A 19,380-nucleotide genomic window follows, 5' to 3' on the forward strand; every position below is an offset into this window, starting at 1 on the left:
TAAAATTCCACCCTCTCCCCCTTTTGGGTGGACGCAATAACCGGTGGGCGATCACGTGGTTGTGCAAATTAAAAACCCCCCCGTTTTAAAAACCGCCCCACAGCAGGGGTTTAGCCCTTCCGCAAGATGTACCGCTGAACCTTGCCGCTCGGGGTCTTGGGCAGGTTCGGAACAAAGTGCACGGTGCGCGGGTACGCGTGCGCCGCGAACTTCTTCTTCACCAACGTCTGCAGTTCCTTCTCGAGTTCGTCGTCGCCGTCGACGCCTTCGCGGAGAACGACAAACGCCTCGAGGACCTCACCGCGCAACTCGTCGGGCATGCCCACGACGGCGGCCTCGATGACGTGCTCGTGCATGACAAGCACGCTCTCGACGTCGAAGGGTCCGATGCGGTAGCCGGCCATGATGATGACGTCGTCATCTCGCGAGGAGAAGAAGAAGAATCCGTCCTCGTCCGTCATTCCGGCATCACCGGTGATGTACCAGCGGCCGTCTTCGCTGAATCGCTGCTTCGTCTTCTCCGGAGCATCGACGTATCCGGTGAACCACATCAACGGGCTGTTATGGGTATCGATCGCCACGCGGCCCTGAGTGCGAGCCGGTGCGATGTCATCCGAATTGTCTTCCAGCACAGCAGCAGACCAACCCGGCAACGGACGACCCATCGATCCGGGGCGCACATCCTCGCGGAGCCCGTTGGCCCACGCGTTGACGATGAACATGCCGTGCTCGGTCTGGCCGTAGTGATCACGGACCTCGACGCCCAACGAGTTCTTCGACCACGCAACAACATCCGGAGTCAAGGGCTCACCGGCCGAGGACGCGCGGCGCAGCGAAAGCCCTTCCGGAACCGGCGCCTTGTCGGCACGCAGACTGCGGTACACGGTCGGAGCGGCCGCAAAATTGGTGACACCGAACTTCTCGATGATCTGCCACGTCAGGGGCGCGGAGAATCCGGCGTGCAGCAGAATGCTTCGCGTTCCGGCGGCAAGCGGGCCGAGCAACGCGTAGTACAGCCCGTACGCCCAGCCCGGGTCCGCGGCGTTCCAGAACACGTCGTCCTCACGGACGTCGAGGCCGAACTCCTGGTAGGCGTGGAACGACGCGAGCGCACGCACCGGAACCGGCACGCCCTTGGGTGTTCCCGTGGTGCCGCTGGTGAACAACTGCACCATCGGTGCATTTCCGCCGACGGCCTGAGCAGCGCCCTTCGGGTCTTCTGCATCCTGAGCTGCGAGGAGGGCGTCGAAGTCCAATTCGTCCCCGGCCGCGCCGCCGGCGACGATGACCTGCCACGCCGCGTCGGCGGGGATGTCCTCACCCGGCGCGAGCTTGTCGAGCTGATTGGCGTCGGAAATGACGACCTTCGCACCGCTGGCCGTCAAGCGGAATGCGATGGCAGGCGAGGCGAATGCCGTGAACAACGGCACGTGGACCGCGCCGCGGCGCCAGATTCCGAGGAGCGCGACCACGAGATCCGCAGACTTGCCCATGAGAGTCGCTACGTTGTCTCCCGGCTCGACTCCGAGGTCCGCCAGAGCTGCTGCGAAACGCGCCGACTGCTCACGTAGATGACCGTAAGTGAGGTCCACCGAGCTAAGGTCTGCCTCGACGACGGTGAATGCAACGCCATCCGCGGGATGCCGATCGCAGAGCAATTCTGCGGCGCTGGCATGCGGGGTGTCGTACTGGTCCAGCAGCTCGCGCACCCGTGCGGTGGGATCGGTGCTCATCAACTTGCTCCTTATCGATCGTCGTATGGTTGGCCCGACCGCTTACGTTGGCGGCTCGTCATACGTACTGTTCGCCCCCTATGATCTAGCTCACAAGAGAACTTCACTACCCCCAGAAAGGGGTACCTGCGTGAATCGACATGCTTCGTCACTTCTGCGTCCCCGCGACGGGGACGCAATGCGAGGTGAACTCCGAACCATTGCAGCTCAGGGTGTTGTTCCCGTGCTGTTCGGAGGCGAGGTCCAGGACGGAACCCTGCACCTGAGCGAATTCGTCGGCACCCGCACAAACAACCTCAAGGGCTTGGCCATCCCGCCACGCTCGGGCATGGGCGGACGCGTCGTAGCCCAGGGTTCACCGATCACCGTCAACGATTACGGCAATTCGCAGTCCATCACTCATCACTTCGACCGTCCTGTTCTCAGCGAGGGCCTGCATTCGATCATCGCCGTTCCGGTCATGGTTTCGGGAAAATCGCGCGCTGTGCTCTACGCCGCGATCCGGGATTCCGCTCCGTTGGGTGACCGCACAGCAGACGTCATGGTCGGCGCGTCCCGGCGTCTCGGGATGGAGTTCGCCATCCGCGACGAAGTCGATCGTCGCCTGCAACTACTGCAGGCCGCCGCCGCGACTACCGCCGACGGTATGTCTTCGGAAGAGATCCGCGGAGTCCACGCCGAACTACGCAGTGTCGCCCAGACCGTCACCGACACCGACTTGCAGACCAAACTCCGCGGACTCTCCCAGCGTTTGGCCAACTTGCTGCGTCCTACCGCCGACGCCGAATCCGACGTCACGCTCACCCCGCGCGAAGTGGACGTTCTCTCTCAGGTCGCACTCGGCTGTACCAACATCGAAGCCGGCCAACGGCTTTCCCTTCGCCCTGAAACAGTCAAGAGCTATCTGCGAAGCGCGATGGGAAAGCTGGACGCCAGCTCACGCCACGAAGCCGTGGTGACCGCCCGGAGGTTGGGACTGCTCCCCTGACGGGTCAGTAACCTTCCGGCAGGGCGGTGAGCATGTCGCGGGTGACTGCGACGGCGTTGTCCGAACTTCCGCCCCGCACAACCAGAGTCGCGAAGGCCAGGTTTCCGCGATAGCCGACGAACCATGCGTGCGATCCCCCGTCGACCTCGGCTTCACCGGTCTTGCCGTACACCTCACCCTGATCTTCGACGCGTTCGGCGGTACCACTGGTGACGACGAGTCGCATCATTCCGCGCAGACCGTCGACCATGGCCGGTGTGATCGCCGGGCGCTCACCGTCGATGGTGGTTTCGCGCCCTGAAATCAGTTGCGGCACCGGTGTCGAACCGTTCGCGACCGTCGCCGCCGCCATCGCCATTCCGAACGGACTGACGACGACCTTGCCCTGACCGAATCCGTCCTCGGTCCGCTGCACCAGATCCGACGCCGGTGGCACCGAACCGGAATCGATCGGCAATCCCACCACGTTGTAGTCCTGGCCGATACCGAACTGCGCTGCGGCAGTGGTCAACGTGTCCGCTTGCATCTCGCTGGCCAGCTTCGCGAAGGACGTGTTGCACGAACGCGCGAAGGCCGTTGCCATCGGCACCGTGCCGAGTGAGAACTCGTTGTAGTTGGGGACGCTGCGCTCGCCGATCTCGATTCGGCCCGGGCATGGCACCATCGTGTCGGGGGTCGCCTGACCGGTCGAAATTGCGGCGCCTGCCGTGATGATCTTGAACGTCGAACCGGGCGGGTACTGACCCATCGTCGCGACCGGTCCGTCGCGGTCTGCTGCCTTGTTCTGCGCAACGGCCAAAATGGCACCGCTCGACGGTTCGATGACCACCATCATCGCCTGATCCTTGTTCACGTTCACCGCGCGTTGCGCAGCGATCTGGATGTTGCGGTCCAGACTGATACTGAACGACGGAACCGGTTGCGGCGCAGTCTCGGTCAACACGTCGGTGTCGACGCCGTTCTGGTTGACCGTGACGACACTCCAGCCGGCCTTGCCGTCGACCTCGTCGATGATCGTCTTCTTGATCTGCCCGAGCAGGTCAGGTGCGAACTCCGGGTCGGTCGAGACCAGATCCGATTCGTCCGACACCGAAACCCCGGATATGGCTCCCAGTTGCGCGGAAACCTGGTCGTAGTCGTCACTACGCAACCTGGTCACCAGATAGTCGCCCTTGACGGCCGTCGACGATTCCGCGATCGACTGACCCGTCAGCGACGAATCGAATCGCCCGAGAACGCTTGCGAGACTGTTCGCGGAGCCGATGATGTCGTTGCTCTTCGAGCGATCGAACTTCACGCGGTAGACGATTCCCGGCACGAGGACGTCCGTGCCCGAATGCTCGTTGACCCTCGCCCTCGGCGCAGCGGTTGCCCGCAACGACATCGTCTGTTTGTCACCGAGACGGGGATGAACGTCCGTCGAACTCCACCGGACAGACCAGTCGCCGTCCTTGCGACCCATCTGCAGCTCGCCGTCGTAGGTCCAGACGCGGTCCTTCGGGAGATGCCACTCGTAGGTGTAGCCGACCGTCGCGGTGTCTCCGTTCATCTTCACCGACGTGGTCTCAGCGGTCATCGACTCGGCCTGAAGCGCATCCCAGGTATCGCTCAACACGGGTCCGGCAGAATCAGGCCGGTCCGTAAATTTTGCTGCCTCGTCGATGTCTCTGTCACCGAACGCACTCAGGAACTGCTGCGCGACGGGCTCGGGGCCGGCGGGTTTCGGAGTACACGAACTGATCCCCACCGCCAAGAAAATCACGGTGCAGGAGGCCAACAGTTGGGCCGAGCGACTACGAGAGAAATGCCGAGTGTTCATCGAGCCCCATACTAGGGCGGCAACCGACGCGGTCAGGGTAGGCGCGACCATTGCAACCACCGTGTGCGGTCAGTCGAGCAGTACCGTCGAGAAAGTTGCGACCTGTCGGAACCCGACCCGCGAATAGGTCGACCGCGCAATCGTATTGAAGCTGTTGACGTACAGGCTCGCAATGCGACCGGTCGCCATGATCGACTCCGCGACAGCCGCCGTTCCGGTCATGCCGAAGCCCTGTCCGCGAAACTCGGGATTGACCCAGACGCCCTGAATCTGGCCACAGCGCGCGGACATCGAACCGACCTCCGCCTTGAAAACGACCTGGCCGTCCTCGATGTGCGCCCACGCTCGCCCGGCGGCGATCAGGCTTGCGACACGATGCCGATAGCCGCGCCCACCGTCGTTGGCACGCGGATCGACGCCCACCTCTTCGATGAACATCGCGATCGCGGCAGGCAGGTAGATGTCGAGTTCGTCGGAGCGGACCTGCCGGACCAGAGGATCCGACGGGCATGCCAGCGGCTCGGATACCGCGAGCAACGGTTGTTCGGGGCGAACCTCCCGCGCAGTTCCCCAATCGAGTTCGAGCATTTCCCAGAGCGGCAACGCCAATTCGGCGCGACCGACCACTGAGGAGCACATGCGTGGAATCCGACAGGCACGGTCGGCGAATGCTCGAATGTCACCCGGATCGCCCCGAAGCGGAACCAGATTTGCCCCGGCAAAGCACAGGGAGGACAACGGCCCGCCTCGACTCCACAGCTCGCCGTGAATCATTCGTGGGTCGACGCCGCATTCTTCGACGCGCGCGGCAATCATGCAGGCCGCGACCGGATCGGCGTCGAGTACCGCTCGGACGTCGTCGAGATCTCGACTTCCGACCTGCTTGGCTCCGAGGAGTTTGAGCATCCGTCAACCCCCTCGACTCGACTGCGCGTCCACGAATATCACTACCCGATCATGATGCACTCAGATTGCCACGAACCTGACACCGACGGGGAAGATTCATCCGGCAATCACTCAACTCACGGTGACGACCGGCGCACCCTCCGAAGCGTCACCCTCCATGCTTTCGGCAATTTTCATCGCCTCTTCGATCAACGTCTCGACGATCTGCGCCTCGGGCACCGTCTTGATGACCTTGCCCTTGACGAAGATCTGGCCCTTGCCGTTGCCGGACGCCACACCGAGGTCGGCCTCACGCGCTTCACCCGGTCCGTTCACGACGCAGCCCATGACTGCCACGCGAAGCGGAATCTCCATGCCTTCGAGACCCGCGGAGACCTCGTCGGCCAGTGTGTAGACGTCAACCTGTGCACGGCCACACGAAGGGCATGAGACGATCTCGAGCTTGCGCGGACGCAGGTTCAGCGACTGCAGAATCTGGTTACCGACCTTGATTTCCTCGGCCGGCGGGGCTGAGAGCGACACACGGATGGTGTCGCCGATGCCCTCCGCGAGCAGCGCACCGAAGGCGACCGCGGACTTGATCGTGCCCTGAAACGCCGGACCCGCCTCGGTGACACCGAGGTGCAGTGGGTAGTCGCACTTGGCGGCGAGTTGTCGGTAAGCCTCGACCATGATCACCGGATCGTTGTGCTTGACGGAGATCTTGATGTCACCGAAGCCGTGCTCTTCGAACAACCCGGCTTCCCACAGCGCAGACTCGACCAACGCTTCGGGCGTCGCCTTGCCGTACTTCTCCATCAAGCGAGGATCGAGCGATCCGGCGTTGACGCCGATGCGGATCGGAATGCCGGCATCGCCCGCGGCCTTCGCCACCTCTTTGACGCGGCCGTCGAATTCCTTGATGTTGCCGGGATTGACGCGCACCGCAGCGCATCCCGCCTCGATTGCCGCGAAGATGTAGCGCGGCTGGAAGTGGATGTCGGCGATAACCGGAATCTGGCTCTTCTTCGCGATTGTCGCCAGAGCGTCCGCATCTTCCTGGCGCGGGCAGGCGACACGGACGATGTCACATCCGGAAGCGGTCAGTTCGGCGATCTGCTGGAGCGTTGCGTTGACGTCGTGCGTCTTCGTGGTGCACATGGACTGCACCGAGATGGGGAAATCGCTGCCCACACCTACCGTGCCGACCTGCAGCTGCCGAGTCTTGCGTCGAGGAGCAAGAATCGCTGCGGGTGCCGAGGGCATTCCCAGTCCGATAGGGATGGTCACGTCTGTGCCTTCTTTCATAGCTTCACTGCAAGTTTAGCCGGGCGATCACCGCACTACCGCGCGGCAACCGTCGCCCTGCTCACACGGTCAGAAGATCTTGATCGGATTGACGATGTCAGCCGTGAGTGTCAGCAACATGAACGCGCCACCGATCACGATGAATACGTAAGTAATCGGAAGGAGTCTCGTGTAGTCGACCGGACCGCCCGGGATCAGGCCGCGGCGGGCGCGGAACCAATCGCGGATCTTCTCGTAGAAGACCACCGCGATGTGCCCGCCGTCGAGCGGCAGCAGCGGCAGGATGTTGAAAACGCCGAGGAAGAAGTTGATCGACGCGAGCAGGCCGACGAACATCGGCCACTCAGCTCGATCAGCAGCCTCGCCGCCGATCACGCTGGCGCCGACCACGCTGATCGGTGTGTCCTGCGCCCGCTCGCCGCCCGTGACCGACTCCCACAGAGCCCCCACCTTCGACGGAATGTCAGCCAACGCCTTCACCGAGTCGACCATGATCTGGCCGGTGTAGTCGAAGGCTGCCGGAACAGCCGTGAGCGCGTTGTACTCGACCAACGCCGAGCCGGGTCCACCGATTCCGACAGCAGATACTTCTTGCTTCACGGGAACACCACTGGCGGAGTTCACGTATCGCTGGACGCGTTCGGGAACGACCGTGATCGACAATGCCTCTCCATCGCGATCAACCGACAACGTGATGGGCCCATCCACACCTCGAATGGCTGCTGCCACCTCGGGGAAGGTACTCGTCGACGTTCCATCGACTGCGGTGATCCGATCTCCTGATTTCAAGCCCGCATCGCCCGCAGGGCCCCCACCCGAGCACGCTGTCAGCTCGAAGTTGCCGTCCTGACCCAACTGATCGGGGGCCACACACGTGACTTCTTGAACCACTGGTTGAGCAGGCTCAGTTCGGCCCCAGCCGAGGAGCAATGCGTAGATCAGGAGGAACCCGAGAATGAAGTTCATCGCGATACCGCCGGACATGACGACGACGCGCTTCCACGCCGCCTTCTTGTACATCGCGTGCGGCTCTTCTTCAGGCGTCATCTCGTCGAGAGCCGTCATGCCTGCGATGTCGCAGAATCCGCCCAGCGGCAGTGCCTTGAGTCCGTACTCGGTCTCACCTCGACGGAACGAGAAGATCTTCGGTCCGAAGCCGATGTAGTAGCGGCGAACCTTCATTCCCAAAGCCTTGGCCGTCCACATGTGGCCGGCTTCGTGCAGGGCGATGGACACGCCGATGCCGAGGGCAAACAGCACTACGCCCAGTGCAAAAACCATGAAAGTTCTAGCCCTCCTGCTTCACGAGCTGACGCGCTCGTGTGCGTGCCCAGCCGTCCGCGGCCAGAACGTCGTCCACGGTAACCGGTTCCGCGGACCATTGACCTGCATCGTCGAGAACAGCAGCCACCGTACGGACGATCGCCGGGAACGAAATGACGCCGTCGAGGAATGCCTGAGCCGCCACTTCGTTGGCCGCGTTGTAGATCGCAGTGAAGCAACCGCCCGATTTGCCTGCACTTCGCGCGAGATCGACGGCGGGGAACACCGACGAATCGAGCGGCTCGAATTCCCAGGTGGAGGCGGTTGTGAAGTCGCATGCCGACGCCGCACCTTCGATACGGTCCGGCCAGCCGAGCGCGAGGGCGATCGGAAGCTTCATGTCCGGTGGGCTTGCCTGCGCCAGCGTCGAACCGTCGAAGAAGGTCACCATCGAGTGCACGATCGACTGCGGATGCACGGTGACGTCGATGCGGTCGTAGTCGATCCCGAACAGCAGATTCGTCTCGATCAGCTCGAGGCCCTTGTTGACCAAGGTTGCCGAGTTGAGGGTGTTCATGGGTCCCATCGACCAGGTGGGATGCGCTTTCGCCTGAGCCGGATTCACATTTTCGAGATCCTCGGCGCTCCAGCCGCGGAACGGCCCACCGGAGGCGGTGAGAACCAACCGCGCCACCTCGTCGCCCGTTCCCCCACGTAGACATTGGGCCAACGCCGAATGCTCCGAGTCGACCGGCACGATCTGGCCGGGTGCGGCAGCTTTGGTCACCAACGCTCCGCCTGCGACAAGGGATTCCTTGTTCGCCAGCGCCAGACGCGCACCCGAGTTCAAAGCCGCCAGGGTCGGTTCGAGTCCCAACGAACCGACGAGCGCATTGAGGACGACATCGGCGCCGCTGTCGCGAACCAGTTCCGTCACTGCGCTCGGTCCCGAGCGAGCCGTCACCGATTCCAGAGCAGCGGCGGCAGCAGGATCGGCGACGGCGACGTCGGTGACGCCGGTTGCACGGATCTGCTCGGCCAACAATTCGACGTTGTTGCCGCCCGCTGCCAGTCCGACTACTTCGAAACGATCAGGGTTGGCAGCGATGACCTCCAGCGCTTGGGTACCGATCGAACCGGTACTGCCGAGGAGGAGGACGCGGGTACGTGTGGTTTCCTGCACTCGCCCATTGTTCCTGATAACACCTGAGAACAACCTTATCGACGCCCAACTACGTACGACAGGCAGTCGTATGTCACCATATTGGGCAGTAGTGCAACCGAATGAGCAGGAGGATCGACCGTGGCCGATACCCAGTTGGACGTCAAGTCCAGCGCCCCCGTCGTGGTCTCGCACGTCGATGAGGCCGAGGTTCCCTCTGCCGCATGGGGGTGGAGTGGTGAAGGACTCAAGTTTTTCCGTTTCCTCGGATGGTTCTTCGCAATATTCCTGCTTCTGATGATGATCGGTAACCATCACGGCAAGGTCGAGGATCTGTGGCTCATCGGCACCGCCGGATTGATGATCTTCATTCTGGTCCGCGACATCGTCATCCGTCGCCGCCCGCGCTAGAGACCTGACAAAGAGAAGGCCTCCACGAACGAAAGTTCGTGGAGGCCTTCTCTTTACGTGTTACAGGCCTAGAACGTTTCAGACCTGGAGCGTCTCAGTTCTCGGCGGCCAACTGGCCACAGGCTGCGGCAATTTCCTGGCCACGCGTATCGCGCACCGTGCACGAGACGCCTTGGGCGATGACCCGACGCACGAACTCACGCTCGACGTCCTTCGGGCTCGCGTCCCACTCACTGCCCGGAGTCGGGTTGAGCGGAATAAGGTTGACGTGCACCAACCCGCCGAGCGCCTTCTTCAGCTTCTTGCCCAGCATGTCCGCACGCCACGGCTGATCGTTGACGTTCTTGATCATCGCGTACTCGATGGAGACACGGCGGCCGGTCTTGTCTGCGTAGTATCGCGCGGCTTGAAGCACCTCCGACACTGACCAACGGTTGTTGACCGGCACTAGCGTGTCGCGCAGTTCGTCGTCCGGCGTGTGCAGCGATACCGCCAGCGTGACGCTCAGGCCTTCGTCGGCGAGCTTGCGGATCGCGGGAGCGAGGCCGACGGTCGAGACCGTGACCGACCGCTGCGACAGGCCGAGTCCGTCCGGTGCGGGCGAGGTGATGCGGCGAACCGCCGCCACCACACGCTTGTAGTTCGCCAACGGCTCGCCCATGCCCATGAACACCACGTTCGACAAGCGGCCGGGGCCGCCGGCTATTTCACCGTCGCGCATGGCTGCTGCCGCCTCGCGAACCTGATCCACGATCTCGGCAGTCGAAAGGTTGCGGTCGAGGCCGCCCTGACCCGTCGCACAGAACGGGCAGGCCATTCCGCAGCCTGCCTGACTCGAGATGCAGAGTGTCGCCCGATCGGGATAGCGCATCAGGACGCTCTCGAGCAGCGTTCCGTCATGGGCCTTCCACAGGGTTTTGCGTGTGTCGCCTGAATCGCACGCGAGATGCTTGATCGGCGTCAACAAAGTCGGGAAGAGCGAATCCCCCACCTTTTCGCGTACCGATGCGGGGAGGTCGGTCATCTTTTCCGGATCTGCTTCGAGCCGAGCGTAGTACTGACGCGCCAGCTGATCGGCCCGGAAAGCGGGAAGGCCGAGCTCTTTCACCGCTTCTTTGCGCTCGGCGGAATCGAGATCGGCGAGGTGCCGTGGAGGCATTCCGCGCTTGGGTGCAGTGAAAACGAGGGGAAGAGAGGCAGCCATAGTTACACCATTGTCCCATTGTTTTGGGGTGCTACCCCACTGCCACCCGATTGTGGCCGGATTACCCGTGCAACTTCGCGCAGGTTGCGTGATGATCATGTCATGTCAACCACACCAGAGGATCCGTCGAACTCCCCCGTGTACGGCCCCGCCGACGGTTTCGGTCCCGACCCGGAACTTCCGAAGGTGGGCGAGGACAAGGCAGTCGAAAAACACGATCCCGAACCGAACCCGACGCCTGAACCGACGCCGACCGGAACCGCGGTTACCGACCGGACCAGGGCTGCGACGACGTGGGTTGGCCTGGTCATCGGCGCAATCGTGCTGATCATGCTGCTGGTGTTCATCTTGCAGAACCTCGAGAGCGTCTCCGTCAAGATCCTGGCCTGGCAAATCGACTTTCCGCTCGGAATCACGATCCTGCTTTCCGCGATCGCGGGCGCATTGATCATGGCGTTGGCAGGCGGGGTTCGCATCATTCAGATCCGGCGCGCAGCCAAGCGGCAGATGTGACTGAAATCTAGTTACGCAATTGGGTCTACCCGCGGGTAAGCAGGCATCATTGTTGTCGTGGAAATCACCCGAAAGGCCCTGATGTGACTACTCACATGGAGAGACCTGTGACCTCGCGTATTGCCCCGCAACAGGCAAGATCCTGGCTCCTCGTCCCCGCATCCAAACCGGACACTTTTGACGCCGCTCTCGCGAGCGCCGCCGACGCCGTCATTCTCGATCTCGAGGATGCCGTCACCGCGCCCAACAAGCCGGCCGCTCGCCGCGATGTCGTCGCATTCCTGAGCGAACACAATCACGCGTGGGTTCGGATCAACGACGCAACGACACCGTTCTGGGAAGAGGATCTCGCCGTACTTGCGGGCCTCCCCGGACTCGAGGGTGTCATGCTCGCGAAGACCGAAAGCGGCCAGCAGGCCGACGCCACCGCCGAACGACTTCCCGAGGGCACCAAGATTCTTGCCCTCGTCGAATCTGCGGTGGGACTCGAAGCTGCTCCCGAGATTGCACGCACCGACGGAATCTTCCGTCTTGCATTCGGCAGCGGAGACTTTCGTCGCGATACTGGGATGGACGACTCGCCCACCTCGATGTCGTACCCGCGCTCGCGACTGACAATCGCCAGTCGCGCCGCTCGTATCGCTCCGCCGATCGACGGCCCCACGCTAGGCCCCGACCCGGATTTGCTCGCCCGAGACTGCGCGATCACCTTGTCGCTCGGCATGGCCGGCAAGCTCTGCATGACCACCGCGCAGACGGCTCCCGTCAACGCCGGCCTGAGCCCCTCCGTTGCCGACGCCATCTGGGCACAGAACGTCATCGACGATCTCGGCGAAGATGGCTCACGCGTACGCGACGGGAGTGACTTGCCCAAGCTCGCCAAGGCAAAGAAGATCCACAAGCTCGCCACCCTGTTCCACATCCACACCAATCACTAATCACCTTTACTACTGAATCGGTCCAGAAAACGTCAGGCGCTCACGTCGGAGCGCCTGACGTTCGTCCGTTCGAGCCCGGTCACGAAAGTTCGAGTGACCGCGGTTTGAATCGAACATGGATCCGGTATCGCACCGCAAAGGCCAATCCCGTCACTTGCGAGAACGCACGCTCGGCGGTCTTCTCGGTGAACTCGATCCCGAGTACTCGCCGCAAGTCGTCGCGATTCTCGAACTCCCACCGGGCGTCGACACGGGTGAGAGAGAATCCCTGAGCCTCGAAAAACGCTTCGACGGCCGCGGGATCGTATTTGGGCAGATCCGCCCTCATCCACTCTCCGTACGGGCCGGAGCTCACGTCCAGGTCCACGATCAGCAGGGCTCCCCCAGGCCTCAGGATGCGCATCGCCTCACGAATTCCCGGGCCGCAGCCTTTGCCGAAAAAGTACGCCGTTCGGGCATGAACGAGATCGACGGAAGCATCGACCAGACCCGTGGACTCTGCGGAACCCTGGACCACGTCGATCGACGCCGAATCACGGGTTCGTTCTCGCGCGGCCTTCACCAGCGGCGCGTGCGGCTCCACTCCGACAACACGGCGCGCGGTACGAGCGAACTCCGGTAGGTGAAACCCCGCGCCGCAGCCGACGTCGACGACGTCGAGTCCAGACCAGTCGACCTGGGCTCGCATCGCGGCCCAGATGGAACCGTCGACGTCCTGCGCACGGTTCTCGACCTCGTAGACGTCCGGCCAGTGCCAGATGTTCGGACTGGGGATGGGCTTGGATCGGCCCGAGAAGAAATCACGCACGAGAAATCAGACGAGTGCGTACAGAATCAGCCAGGTGACAAATGCCGACGGCAGAAGCGAATCGAGGCGATCCATGATTCCGCCGTGGCCGGGAAGCAAAGTTCCCATGTCCTTGATGCCGAGTTCACGCTTGATCTGCGATTCGATCAGGTCACCGACCGTCGCGACGACCACCAGCACCACGCCGAGCAGGACGCCGATCATCGAGTTCGCGTCGAGGATCAGGGTCACCGAAAGCAGGCTGCCGATGACGCAGAAAATGAGGGAGCCGACGAATCCCTCCCAGGACTTCTTCGGGCTCACCGCCGGGACCATCGGGTGCTTTCCGAACAGGACTCCCGCGGCATAACCGCCGACGTCGGAACACACGACGCCGATCATCAGGACAAAGACACGACCCGGGCCGTCGTCTTCGAGCACCATTAACGCACCGAAGGACGCCAACAGCGGGATCCACGCCAGAACGAACACCGTGATGGAGGTGTCTCTCAGGAAGTTCTTCGGAGTCGCCTTGAGCCCGTGGTCGAACAACCGCCACACCATGCACACCAGGACAGTCGCGGTGAATCCGCTGAGCACTCCGACCGGTCCCCACGGCCAGCCGAGCCAGATCGTGGCTTGCCCTCCGACGAGCAGCGGAATTCGCGGCACCTCGATGTCGGCTTCACGAAGCCGCGTGGTGACCTCCCACGTCGCGATGAACATCGCGATCGCGACTACAGCGATCCACCCCGGAGGCAGAAAGATCAAAGTGCCGATGACCAGGGCGCCGAGACCGGCTCCGACGCCGATGGCGGCAGGTAGGTTCCTGCCTGCCTTCGACTTCGGCGGTTGCGCGCCCTCAGCGCCGCCCGTAGGCCCGTCCGTGACGGGACCACCGGCGGTTCCCTCTTGTGCGTGCACCCAGACTCCCTGATCTACTCCCGACGACAAACACTGCAAACGAGGAGGCTATACCTCCATCAACTCTGCTTCCTTGTGCTTGACGAGTTCCTCGACCGTGTGCACGTACTTCGCCGTGGTCTTGTCGAGTTCTTTCTCTGCGCGACCGACCTCGTCCTCGCCGGCTTCGCCGTCCTTCTGGATCCGGCCGAGTTCGTCCATCGCCTTGCGGCGGATGTTGCGCAGCGTGACCTTCGAGTCCTCGCCCTTGGACTTGGCCTGCTTCACCAGTTCACGACGACGCTCTTCCGTGAGCTGCGGAACCGAGATACGGATGATGCTGCCGTCGTTGGACGGGTTTACTCCGAGATCCGAGTTGCGGATCGCCGTCTCGATCGCGTTGAGCTGCGAAGCCTCGTAGGGCTTGACGATGACCATGCGCGCCTCGGGGACGTTGATGCTCGCGAGCTGCGTGATCGGTGTGATCGATCCGTAGTAGTCGATCACGATGCGCGAGAACATACCGGGGTTGGCGCGTCCGGTACGAACCGAGCCGAGATCGTCCTTGGCTACCGTGACAGCCTTTTCCATCTTCTCTTCTGCCTCGAAGAGCGCTTCATCGATCACGGCTGTTCCTCCATGTTGTTCTGCATCATTTTTCGGGGTTCACTCACGACTTGATCAGGGTGCCGATCTTCTCACCGGACACCGCGCGAGCGATGTTTCCTTCGGTGAGGAGGTTGAACACCATCATCGGCATCGAGTTGTCCATGCACAGGCTGAACGCCGTTGCGTCCGCGACCTTGAGTTCACGCTCGATGACCTCGCGGTGCGTGATCTGTTCGTACATCGTCGCGTCCGGGTCGATACGCGGGTCGGCCGAGTAGACGCCGTCGACAGCCTTGGCCATCAGCACTACCTCAGCACCGATCTCCAGCGCGCGCTGCGCAGCAGTGGTGTCGGTGGAGAAGTACGGCATACCCATCCCGGCACCGAAGATGACCACGCGCCCCTTCTCGAGGTGCCTACGTGCACGAAGGGGAAGGTACGGCTCGGCGACCTGTCCCATGGTGATGGCAGTCTGCACACGAGAATCGACGCCGGCCTTCTCCAGGAAATCCTGCAGAGCGAGGCAGTTCATGACGGTGCCGAGCATGCCCATGTAGTCGGAGCGCGCGCGATCGAGGCCACGCTGCTGCAGTTCCGCTCCGCGGAAGAAGTTTCCGCCGCCGATGACCACTGCAACCTGTACGCCTGATCGAACGACCTCTGCGATCTGCTCAGCCACCTTGGTGACCACGTCGGGATCGAGACCGACTTTGCCGCCTCCGAACATTTCGCCGCCGAGTTTGAGCAGGACCCGCTTGAATCCTGGACGTTCGTTGGCAGGTTCGGACATTGTTCTCCTCAGTTCGATACAAGACCCTGTGGGTCCTTCGTTCTTCTTCTGTCACCGAATCGGCGACGGTGACACAGAAAGCCCTCGGGACTAGTCCCAAGGCACTCCCATCCTGCCTCATCGGAGGCCCCAGGTACACGTAGACCCCGCCGGTAGAGCAAATGCTCTTCTGGCGGGGTCCATGTGTACGGGCTCCGATTAAGCGGAGGCGCCGACCTCGAAACGCACGAAGCGCTTGATGGTCACGCCGGCGTCGTCGAGGATCGCCTTGACGGTCTTCTTGGAGTCCTGAACCGAAGACTGCTCGGTCAGCACGACGTCCTTGAAGTAGCCGTTGACGCGGCCTTCGATGATCTTCGGCAGAGCCTGCTCGGGCTTGCCCTCCGCGCGAGCGGTCTCTTCGGCGATGTGGCGCTCGGAAGCGACGATCTCCGCGGGGACCTCGTCACGCGTGACGTACTTGGCCTTGAGTGCAGCGACCTGCATTGCAGCTGCGCGAGCAGCCTCGGCTGCGGCATCGCCTTCACCGGTGTACTCGACGAGCACGCCGACGGCCGGCGGCAAGTCGGCACTGCGCTTGTGCAGGTACACGGCAACGGGGCCGTCGAAGGAAGCGACGCGGCTCAGCTCGAGCTTCTCGCCGATCTTCGCGGACTGCTCCTGGATGACGGTGTCGATGGTCTTGCCGTCGAGCTCGAGCGCCTTGAGTGCGTCGAGGTCGGCGGGCTTGCCAGCGGCAGCGACGGTCACGATGGCGTCGGCCAGCTTGATGAACTCGTCGTTCTTGGCGACGAAGTCGGTCTCGCAGTTGATCTCGATCATGACGCCGTCCTTGGCGACGACGAGACCCTCAGCGGTGGTGCGCTCTGCGCGCTTTCCGACATCCTTCGCGCCCTTGATGCGCAGCTGCTCGACGGCCTTGTCGAAATCGCCGTCTGCATCTGCGAGTGCGTTCTTACATGCCATCATTCCGGAGCCGGTGAGCTCACGGAGCCGCTTGACGTCAGCGGCGGTGTAGTTCGCCATGATTAGCGAGCCTCCTCATGTGTCTGTTTCGGACCTAGGACTATCGGTGAGCACGGCCTAACGGTGAAACGGCCCTGACCAAAAGAACTCTTGGTCAGGGCCGGTTTCAACGAATCAGGCCTCGGTGGCCGGTGCCTCTGCGGCGGGGGCTGCCTCAGCCTCTGCAGCCGGAGCTGCCTCAGCCTCTGCAGCGGGAGCTGCCTCAGCCTCTGCGGCCGGAGCTGCCTGCGAGAGCAGTTCCTGCTCCCACTCGGCGAGGGGCTCGCCTGCGCCGGCTTCGGGCTTCGCGTCCTTGTCGGCGCTCAGTCCTGCACGTGCCTGCACTCCCTCGGCAACCGCGGAAGCGACAACCTTGGTCAGCAGTGCTGCGGAGCGGATGGCGTCGTCGTTGCCCGGGATCGGGTAGTCGACGAGGTCGGGGTCGCAGTTGGTGTCCAGGATCGCGATGACCGGGATGTTCAGCTTGCGAGCCTCGGCAACTGCCAGGTGCTCCTTGTTGGTGTCGACGATCCACACCGCGGAAGGAACCTTGGCCATGTCGCGGATACCACCGAGGGTGCGATCCAGCTTGGTCATCTCACGCGTGAGCATGAGGATTTCCTTCTTGGTGCGACCTTCGAATCCACCGGTCTGCTCCATTGCCTCGAGCTCCTTGAGGCGAAGCAGACGCTTGTGGACGGTGGTGAAGTTGGTGAGCATGCCGCCGAGCCAACGCTGGTTGACGTAGGGCATTCCGACGCGAGTCGCTTCGGAAGCGATGGACTCCTGCGCCTGCTTCTTGGTGCCGACGAAGAGAACGGTGCCGCCGTGGGCAACGGTCTCCTTGACGAACTCGTACGCCTTGTCGATGTACGTCAGCGTCTGCTGGAGGTCGATGATGTAGATGCCGTTGCGGTCGGTCAAGATGAATCGCTTCATCTTCGGGTTCCAGCGACGGGTCTGATGTCCGAAGTGGGTTCCACTATCGAGCATCTGCTTCATGGTTACGACAGCCATGGCTGTGTACCTCAAACTTTCAATCCGGTTGATGCAGGCGATCGGGTGATCCCTGCCCTGGCACCCGCACGGCCGTCGGACCTGTTTCGTGAAAACCAGGACCAGCCGAGGCCGGAAAACGTGCGCGGGCGCGCGAAGTCGGACTGTGCGAACACAGACCGCTCGACAAGTGTACGTCCTCGTCTCCCGATGCCATAACCACCCCGGAAGCAACAGACCGAACCGGCGGTTGTGGATCGGCGGCCATCCTGTGGATTACCCGTCTGATCTGCATTGAAGCGAGCGCGACTCCACGCAAGATCAAGCAATGACGATGTTGAGCGGAGCCCGACGAGGAGTGGTCGTCGCCGTGATTTTCTGCTGTGTCGCCGTAAGCACGGCGACGGCAGAGGCGCGTTTCGACTGGCCGCTCACTCCCCTGCCGCGTGTGGAACGCGCTTTCGACAAACCGGCCCAGAACTGGCTGCCTGGTCATCGCGGCGTCGATCTGGGCGGCAGTGCCGGCCAATCCGTCCTCGCGGCCGGCGACGGCATCGTGGCGTTCGCGGGAGTCGTCGCAGGAAAGCCGACGGTGTCGATTGATCACGACGGCGGCCTACGTACTACCTACGAACCCGTCGCGGCCGACGTTCGAGCAGGTGAACGCATCGCAACCGGGGCGGTGATCGGAACCCTCGAACCCGGGCACGACGGGTGCGTCGTCGCCGCGTGTTTGCACTGGGGCCTGCGCAGAGGGCGCGAGTATCTCGATCCACTCGGACTGGTTCGGTCGCAACCGCTCAGACTCAAGCCACTGACCGGGGGTTGAGACCGATGGGGTTGAGTCAGTGCCACTCGGAGACGGCGTGCCGACCCACGGCGTCCGCGAAATCGTCGGCAACCATCGCTGCCAATTCCATGAATGCTCGCCTGGTGGCCGGTCGCATCAGGTCGAGATCCATGACCGATCCCTCCGCGAGATGCTCGTCGAAAGGAATGACCTCGACGGCGCGGCATCGACGCATGAAGTAGTCCACCAACGCATCCATGTCGATCACGCTCGACCCTGGTCGGGCGGCGCTGATCACGACGACGGTCCGTTCGACCAGATGACCGTATCCATGCAACTGAAGCCAATCGAGCGTTGCCGCTGCGCTTCGCGCTCCGTCGATTGCCGGAGAACTGACGAGAACCAACGAATTGGCAAGATCGAGAACGCCGTTCATCGCCGAGTGCATGATCCCGGTACCGCAATCGGTGAGGATGATGTTGTAGTAGACCTGCAAGATGTCGATGACCTGGCGATAGTCGGCCTCGCTGAACGCCTCCGAAATCGCCGGATCCTGCTCACTGGCCAAGACCTCGAGACGACTCGGCGACTGAGATGTGTGCGCGCGTACGTCCGAATAGCTCTTTATGTCCGGCCTCGCGGCGATCAGATCGCGCACTGTCGAATTTGTCTGCAGCGGAACACGTTGCGCCAAGGTTCCGAAGTCGGGATTGGCGTCGACCGCCACGACGCAGTCGCCACGCAGCGAAGCAAACGTCGCACCGAGTCCGACCGTCACGGTTGTCTTGCCGACGCCACCCTTGAGCGAGAGCAACGCTATTCGGTAGTCGTTGCGTATCGGCTGCTCGATTCTGGCGGCCAGTGCGCGGTTGCGCTGTTCGTTGGTCGAATCCCCCAGATTGACCACGCCCCCGGTCGCACGATGCAATCCTCTTCGCCAGCCACCTCGCGGTGTCCGTTTAGGGCGTTTCAGTAAAGCTTCGGCAACCAGGTCCTGGTTGGTCACCTGCTGCTGGCTCGACGGCGGCGGCGGCGCGGCCCAGGCCTCTTGCGGTCGTGCCGCCGGCTCCGGCGTCGACACCGGCACGGGAGCCGGTTGCGGCGCTTCGGACAGCCAGGCCGGTTGGCCACTGTTCGGCGGGTGCTTCACATCTTGGCGGTTCACGAATCCCCCGGATATCGCATGTAATCGAGTGTCTTGACACGACGATCGAACTTTGCCGATTGTTCACTCTTCTGACCTGCGACGCTACCAAATACCCGTCGAGAACTCGCG

19 protein-coding genes are annotated in these 19,380 nt (G+C 62.7%); 5 read left to right on the plus strand and 14 right to left on the minus strand.

All coding sequences use genetic code 11. The features are described 5' to 3' along the window. Positions 1–110: 110 nt before the first annotated feature. Complete coding sequence (locus ACFWAD_RS17130) at positions 111–1,733, minus strand: AMP-binding protein (protein ID WP_378545841.1); 1,623 nt, start codon at positions 1,731–1,733, stop codon at positions 111–113. Positions 1,734–1,911: 178 nt separating this feature from the next. Between ACFWAD_RS17130 and ACFWAD_RS17135 the strand changes: the two genes are divergently transcribed. Then, a complete protein-coding gene (locus ACFWAD_RS17135) occupies positions 1,912–2,721 on the plus strand; it encodes a LuxR C-terminal-related transcriptional regulator (RefSeq protein ID WP_042450799.1) in 810 nt (269 codons plus the stop codon). A 4-nt stretch (positions 2,722–2,725) separates the two neighbouring features. On the opposite strand, the gene ACFWAD_RS17140 is transcribed toward ACFWAD_RS17135, so the two are convergent. The 5 genes from ACFWAD_RS17140 to dxr form a co-directional block, all read right to left on the minus strand. Beyond that, complete coding sequence (locus tag ACFWAD_RS17140; protein WP_378449522.1) at positions 2,726–4,540, minus strand: penicillin-binding transpeptidase domain-containing protein; 1,815 nt, start codon at positions 4,538–4,540, stop codon at positions 2,726–2,728. 69 nt (positions 4,541–4,609) lie between these two features. Continuing rightward, positions 4,610–5,446 (minus strand): GNAT family N-acetyltransferase, encoded by an 837-nt coding sequence (locus ACFWAD_RS17145; RefSeq protein ID WP_378545844.1) that lies wholly within the window; start codon positions 5,444–5,446, stop codon positions 4,610–4,612. 111 nt (positions 5,447–5,557) lie between these two features. Continuing rightward, on the minus strand, positions 5,558–6,715 hold the full coding sequence (ispG, locus tag ACFWAD_RS17150; RefSeq protein ID WP_378449524.1) for a flavodoxin-dependent (E)-4-hydroxy-3-methylbut-2-enyl-diphosphate synthase: 1,158 nt from the start codon (positions 6,713–6,715) through the stop codon (positions 5,558–5,560). Positions 6,716–6,802: 87 nt separating this feature from the next. Further along, complete coding sequence (locus ACFWAD_RS17155) at positions 6,803–8,014, minus strand: M50 family metallopeptidase (protein WP_378533723.1); 1,212 nt, start codon at positions 8,012–8,014, stop codon at positions 6,803–6,805. 7 nt (positions 8,015–8,021) lie between these two features. Further along, positions 8,022–9,179: a 1-deoxy-D-xylulose-5-phosphate reductoisomerase gene (gene dxr, locus ACFWAD_RS17160; protein WP_378545848.1), complete on the minus strand. Its 1,158-nt coding sequence runs from the start codon at positions 9,177–9,179 to the stop codon at positions 8,022–8,024. A gap of 120 nt (positions 9,180–9,299) precedes the next feature. Here dxr and ACFWAD_RS17165 point away from each other — a divergent pair, with 120 nt between their 5' ends. Then, positions 9,300–9,569, plus strand: a complete 270-nt coding sequence (locus ACFWAD_RS17165; protein WP_003942762.1) for a DUF2631 domain-containing protein — start codon at positions 9,300–9,302, stop codon at positions 9,567–9,569. Between the two features lie 94 nt (positions 9,570–9,663). Here the strand turns inward: ACFWAD_RS17165 and rlmN are convergent, their stop codons facing one another. Then, positions 9,664–10,773: a 23S rRNA (adenine(2503)-C(2))-methyltransferase RlmN gene (gene rlmN / locus ACFWAD_RS17170; RefSeq protein WP_378533727.1), complete on the minus strand. Its 1,110-nt coding sequence runs from the start codon at positions 10,771–10,773 to the stop codon at positions 9,664–9,666. A gap of 102 nt (positions 10,774–10,875) precedes the next feature. Between rlmN and ACFWAD_RS17175 the strand changes: the two genes are divergently transcribed. Continuing rightward, positions 10,876–11,286, plus strand: coding sequence for a lipopolysaccharide assembly LapA domain-containing protein (locus ACFWAD_RS17175; RefSeq protein ID WP_378533729.1), 411 nt, complete (start codon positions 10,876–10,878; stop codon positions 11,284–11,286). A gap of 95 nt (positions 11,287–11,381) precedes the next feature. Then, complete coding sequence (locus ACFWAD_RS17180) at positions 11,382–12,224, plus strand: HpcH/HpaI aldolase/citrate lyase family protein (protein ID WP_378545851.1); 843 nt, start codon at positions 11,382–11,384, stop codon at positions 12,222–12,224. Between the two features lie 79 nt (positions 12,225–12,303). Here the strand turns inward: ACFWAD_RS17180 and ACFWAD_RS17185 are convergent, their stop codons facing one another. The 6 genes from ACFWAD_RS17185 to rpsB all read right to left on the minus strand — a co-directional run bounded on the left by ACFWAD_RS17185 (position 12,304) and on the right by rpsB (position 17,335). Further along, positions 12,304–13,032 carry a class I SAM-dependent methyltransferase gene (locus tag ACFWAD_RS17185; protein WP_378545854.1) on the minus strand — a complete coding sequence of 243 codons (729 nt, stop codon included), beginning with the start codon at positions 13,030–13,032 and terminating at the stop codon, positions 12,304–12,306. A gap of 6 nt (positions 13,033–13,038) precedes the next feature. Beyond that, positions 13,039–13,935: a phosphatidate cytidylyltransferase gene (locus ACFWAD_RS17190; protein ID WP_283303770.1), complete on the minus strand. Its 897-nt coding sequence runs from the start codon at positions 13,933–13,935 to the stop codon at positions 13,039–13,041. Positions 13,936–13,983: 48 nt separating this feature from the next. Then, positions 13,984–14,541, minus strand: a complete 558-nt coding sequence (gene frr / locus ACFWAD_RS17195; RefSeq protein WP_003942777.1) for a ribosome recycling factor — start codon at positions 14,539–14,541, stop codon at positions 13,984–13,986. Positions 14,542–14,584: 43 nt separating this feature from the next. Then, complete coding sequence (gene pyrH, locus ACFWAD_RS17200) at positions 14,585–15,313, minus strand: UMP kinase (protein WP_019747988.1); 729 nt, start codon at positions 15,311–15,313, stop codon at positions 14,585–14,587. A gap of 198 nt (positions 15,314–15,511) precedes the next feature. Beyond that, complete coding sequence (gene tsf / locus ACFWAD_RS17205) at positions 15,512–16,339, minus strand: translation elongation factor Ts (RefSeq protein WP_378533733.1); 828 nt, start codon at positions 16,337–16,339, stop codon at positions 15,512–15,514. Positions 16,340–16,453: 114 nt separating this feature from the next. Next, positions 16,454–17,335: a 30S ribosomal protein S2 gene (gene rpsB / locus ACFWAD_RS17210; RefSeq protein ID WP_113682954.1), complete on the minus strand. Its 882-nt coding sequence runs from the start codon at positions 17,333–17,335 to the stop codon at positions 16,454–16,456. Between the two features lie 307 nt (positions 17,336–17,642). On the opposite strand from rpsB, the gene ACFWAD_RS17215 reads away from it, so the two are divergent. Beyond that, positions 17,643–18,143, plus strand: coding sequence for a M23 family metallopeptidase (locus ACFWAD_RS17215; protein ID WP_378545857.1), 501 nt, complete (start codon positions 17,643–17,645; stop codon positions 18,141–18,143). A 16-nt stretch (positions 18,144–18,159) separates the two neighbouring features. On the opposite strand, the gene ACFWAD_RS17220 is transcribed toward ACFWAD_RS17215, so the two are convergent. After that, a complete protein-coding gene (locus tag ACFWAD_RS17220; protein ID WP_378545860.1) occupies positions 18,160–19,269 on the minus strand; it encodes an AAA family ATPase in 1,110 nt (369 codons plus the stop codon). Positions 19,270–19,380: the final 111 nt, after the last annotated feature.

The organism is Rhodococcus sp. NPDC059969, assembly GCF_042738325.1.
Classification (GTDB): Bacteria; Actinomycetota; Actinomycetes; order Mycobacteriales; family Mycobacteriaceae; genus Rhodococcus_F.

What these genes read in the sequence shown, in the direction of transcription:
- ACFWAD_RS17135 (WP_042450799.1), top strand. Translation starts at nt 1,912, where the DNA reads ATGCGAGGTGAACTCCGAACCATTGCAGCTCAGGGTGTTGTTCCCGTG.
- ACFWAD_RS17180 (WP_378545851.1), top strand. Translation starts at nt 11,382, where the DNA reads ATGGAGAGACCTGTGACCTCGCGTATTGCCCCGCAACAGGCAAGATCC.
- rlmN (WP_378533727.1), bottom strand. Translation starts at nt 10,773, where the DNA reads ATGGCTGCCTCTCTTCCCCTCGTTTTCACTGCACCCAAGCGCGGAATG.
- ACFWAD_RS17130 (WP_378545841.1), bottom strand. Translation starts at nt 1,733, where the DNA reads ATGAGCACCGATCCCACCGCACGGGTGCGCGAGCTGCTGGACCAGTAC.
- ACFWAD_RS17145 (WP_378545844.1), bottom strand. Translation starts at nt 5,446, where the DNA reads ATGCTCAAACTCCTCGGAGCCAAGCAGGTCGGAAGTCGAGATCTCGAC.
- rpsB (WP_113682954.1), bottom strand. Translation starts at nt 17,335, where the DNA reads ATGGCTGTCGTAACCATGAAGCAGATGCTCGATAGTGGAACCCACTTC.
- ACFWAD_RS17215 (WP_378545857.1), top strand. Translation starts at nt 17,643, where the DNA reads ATGACGATGTTGAGCGGAGCCCGACGAGGAGTGGTCGTCGCCGTGATT.
- ACFWAD_RS17155 (WP_378533723.1), bottom strand. Translation starts at nt 8,014, where the DNA reads ATGGTTTTTGCACTGGGCGTAGTGCTGTTTGCCCTCGGCATCGGCGTG.
- pyrH (WP_019747988.1), bottom strand. Translation starts at nt 15,313, where the DNA reads ATGTCCGAACCTGCCAACGAACGTCCAGGATTCAAGCGGGTCCTGCTC.
- ACFWAD_RS17175 (WP_378533729.1), top strand. Translation starts at nt 10,876, where the DNA reads ATGTCAACCACACCAGAGGATCCGTCGAACTCCCCCGTGTACGGCCCC.
- ACFWAD_RS17140 (WP_378449522.1), bottom strand. Translation starts at nt 4,540, where the DNA reads ATGAACACTCGGCATTTCTCTCGTAGTCGCTCGGCCCAACTGTTGGCC.
- tsf (WP_378533733.1), bottom strand. Translation starts at nt 16,339, where the DNA reads ATGGCGAACTACACCGCCGCTGACGTCAAGCGGCTCCGTGAGCTCACC.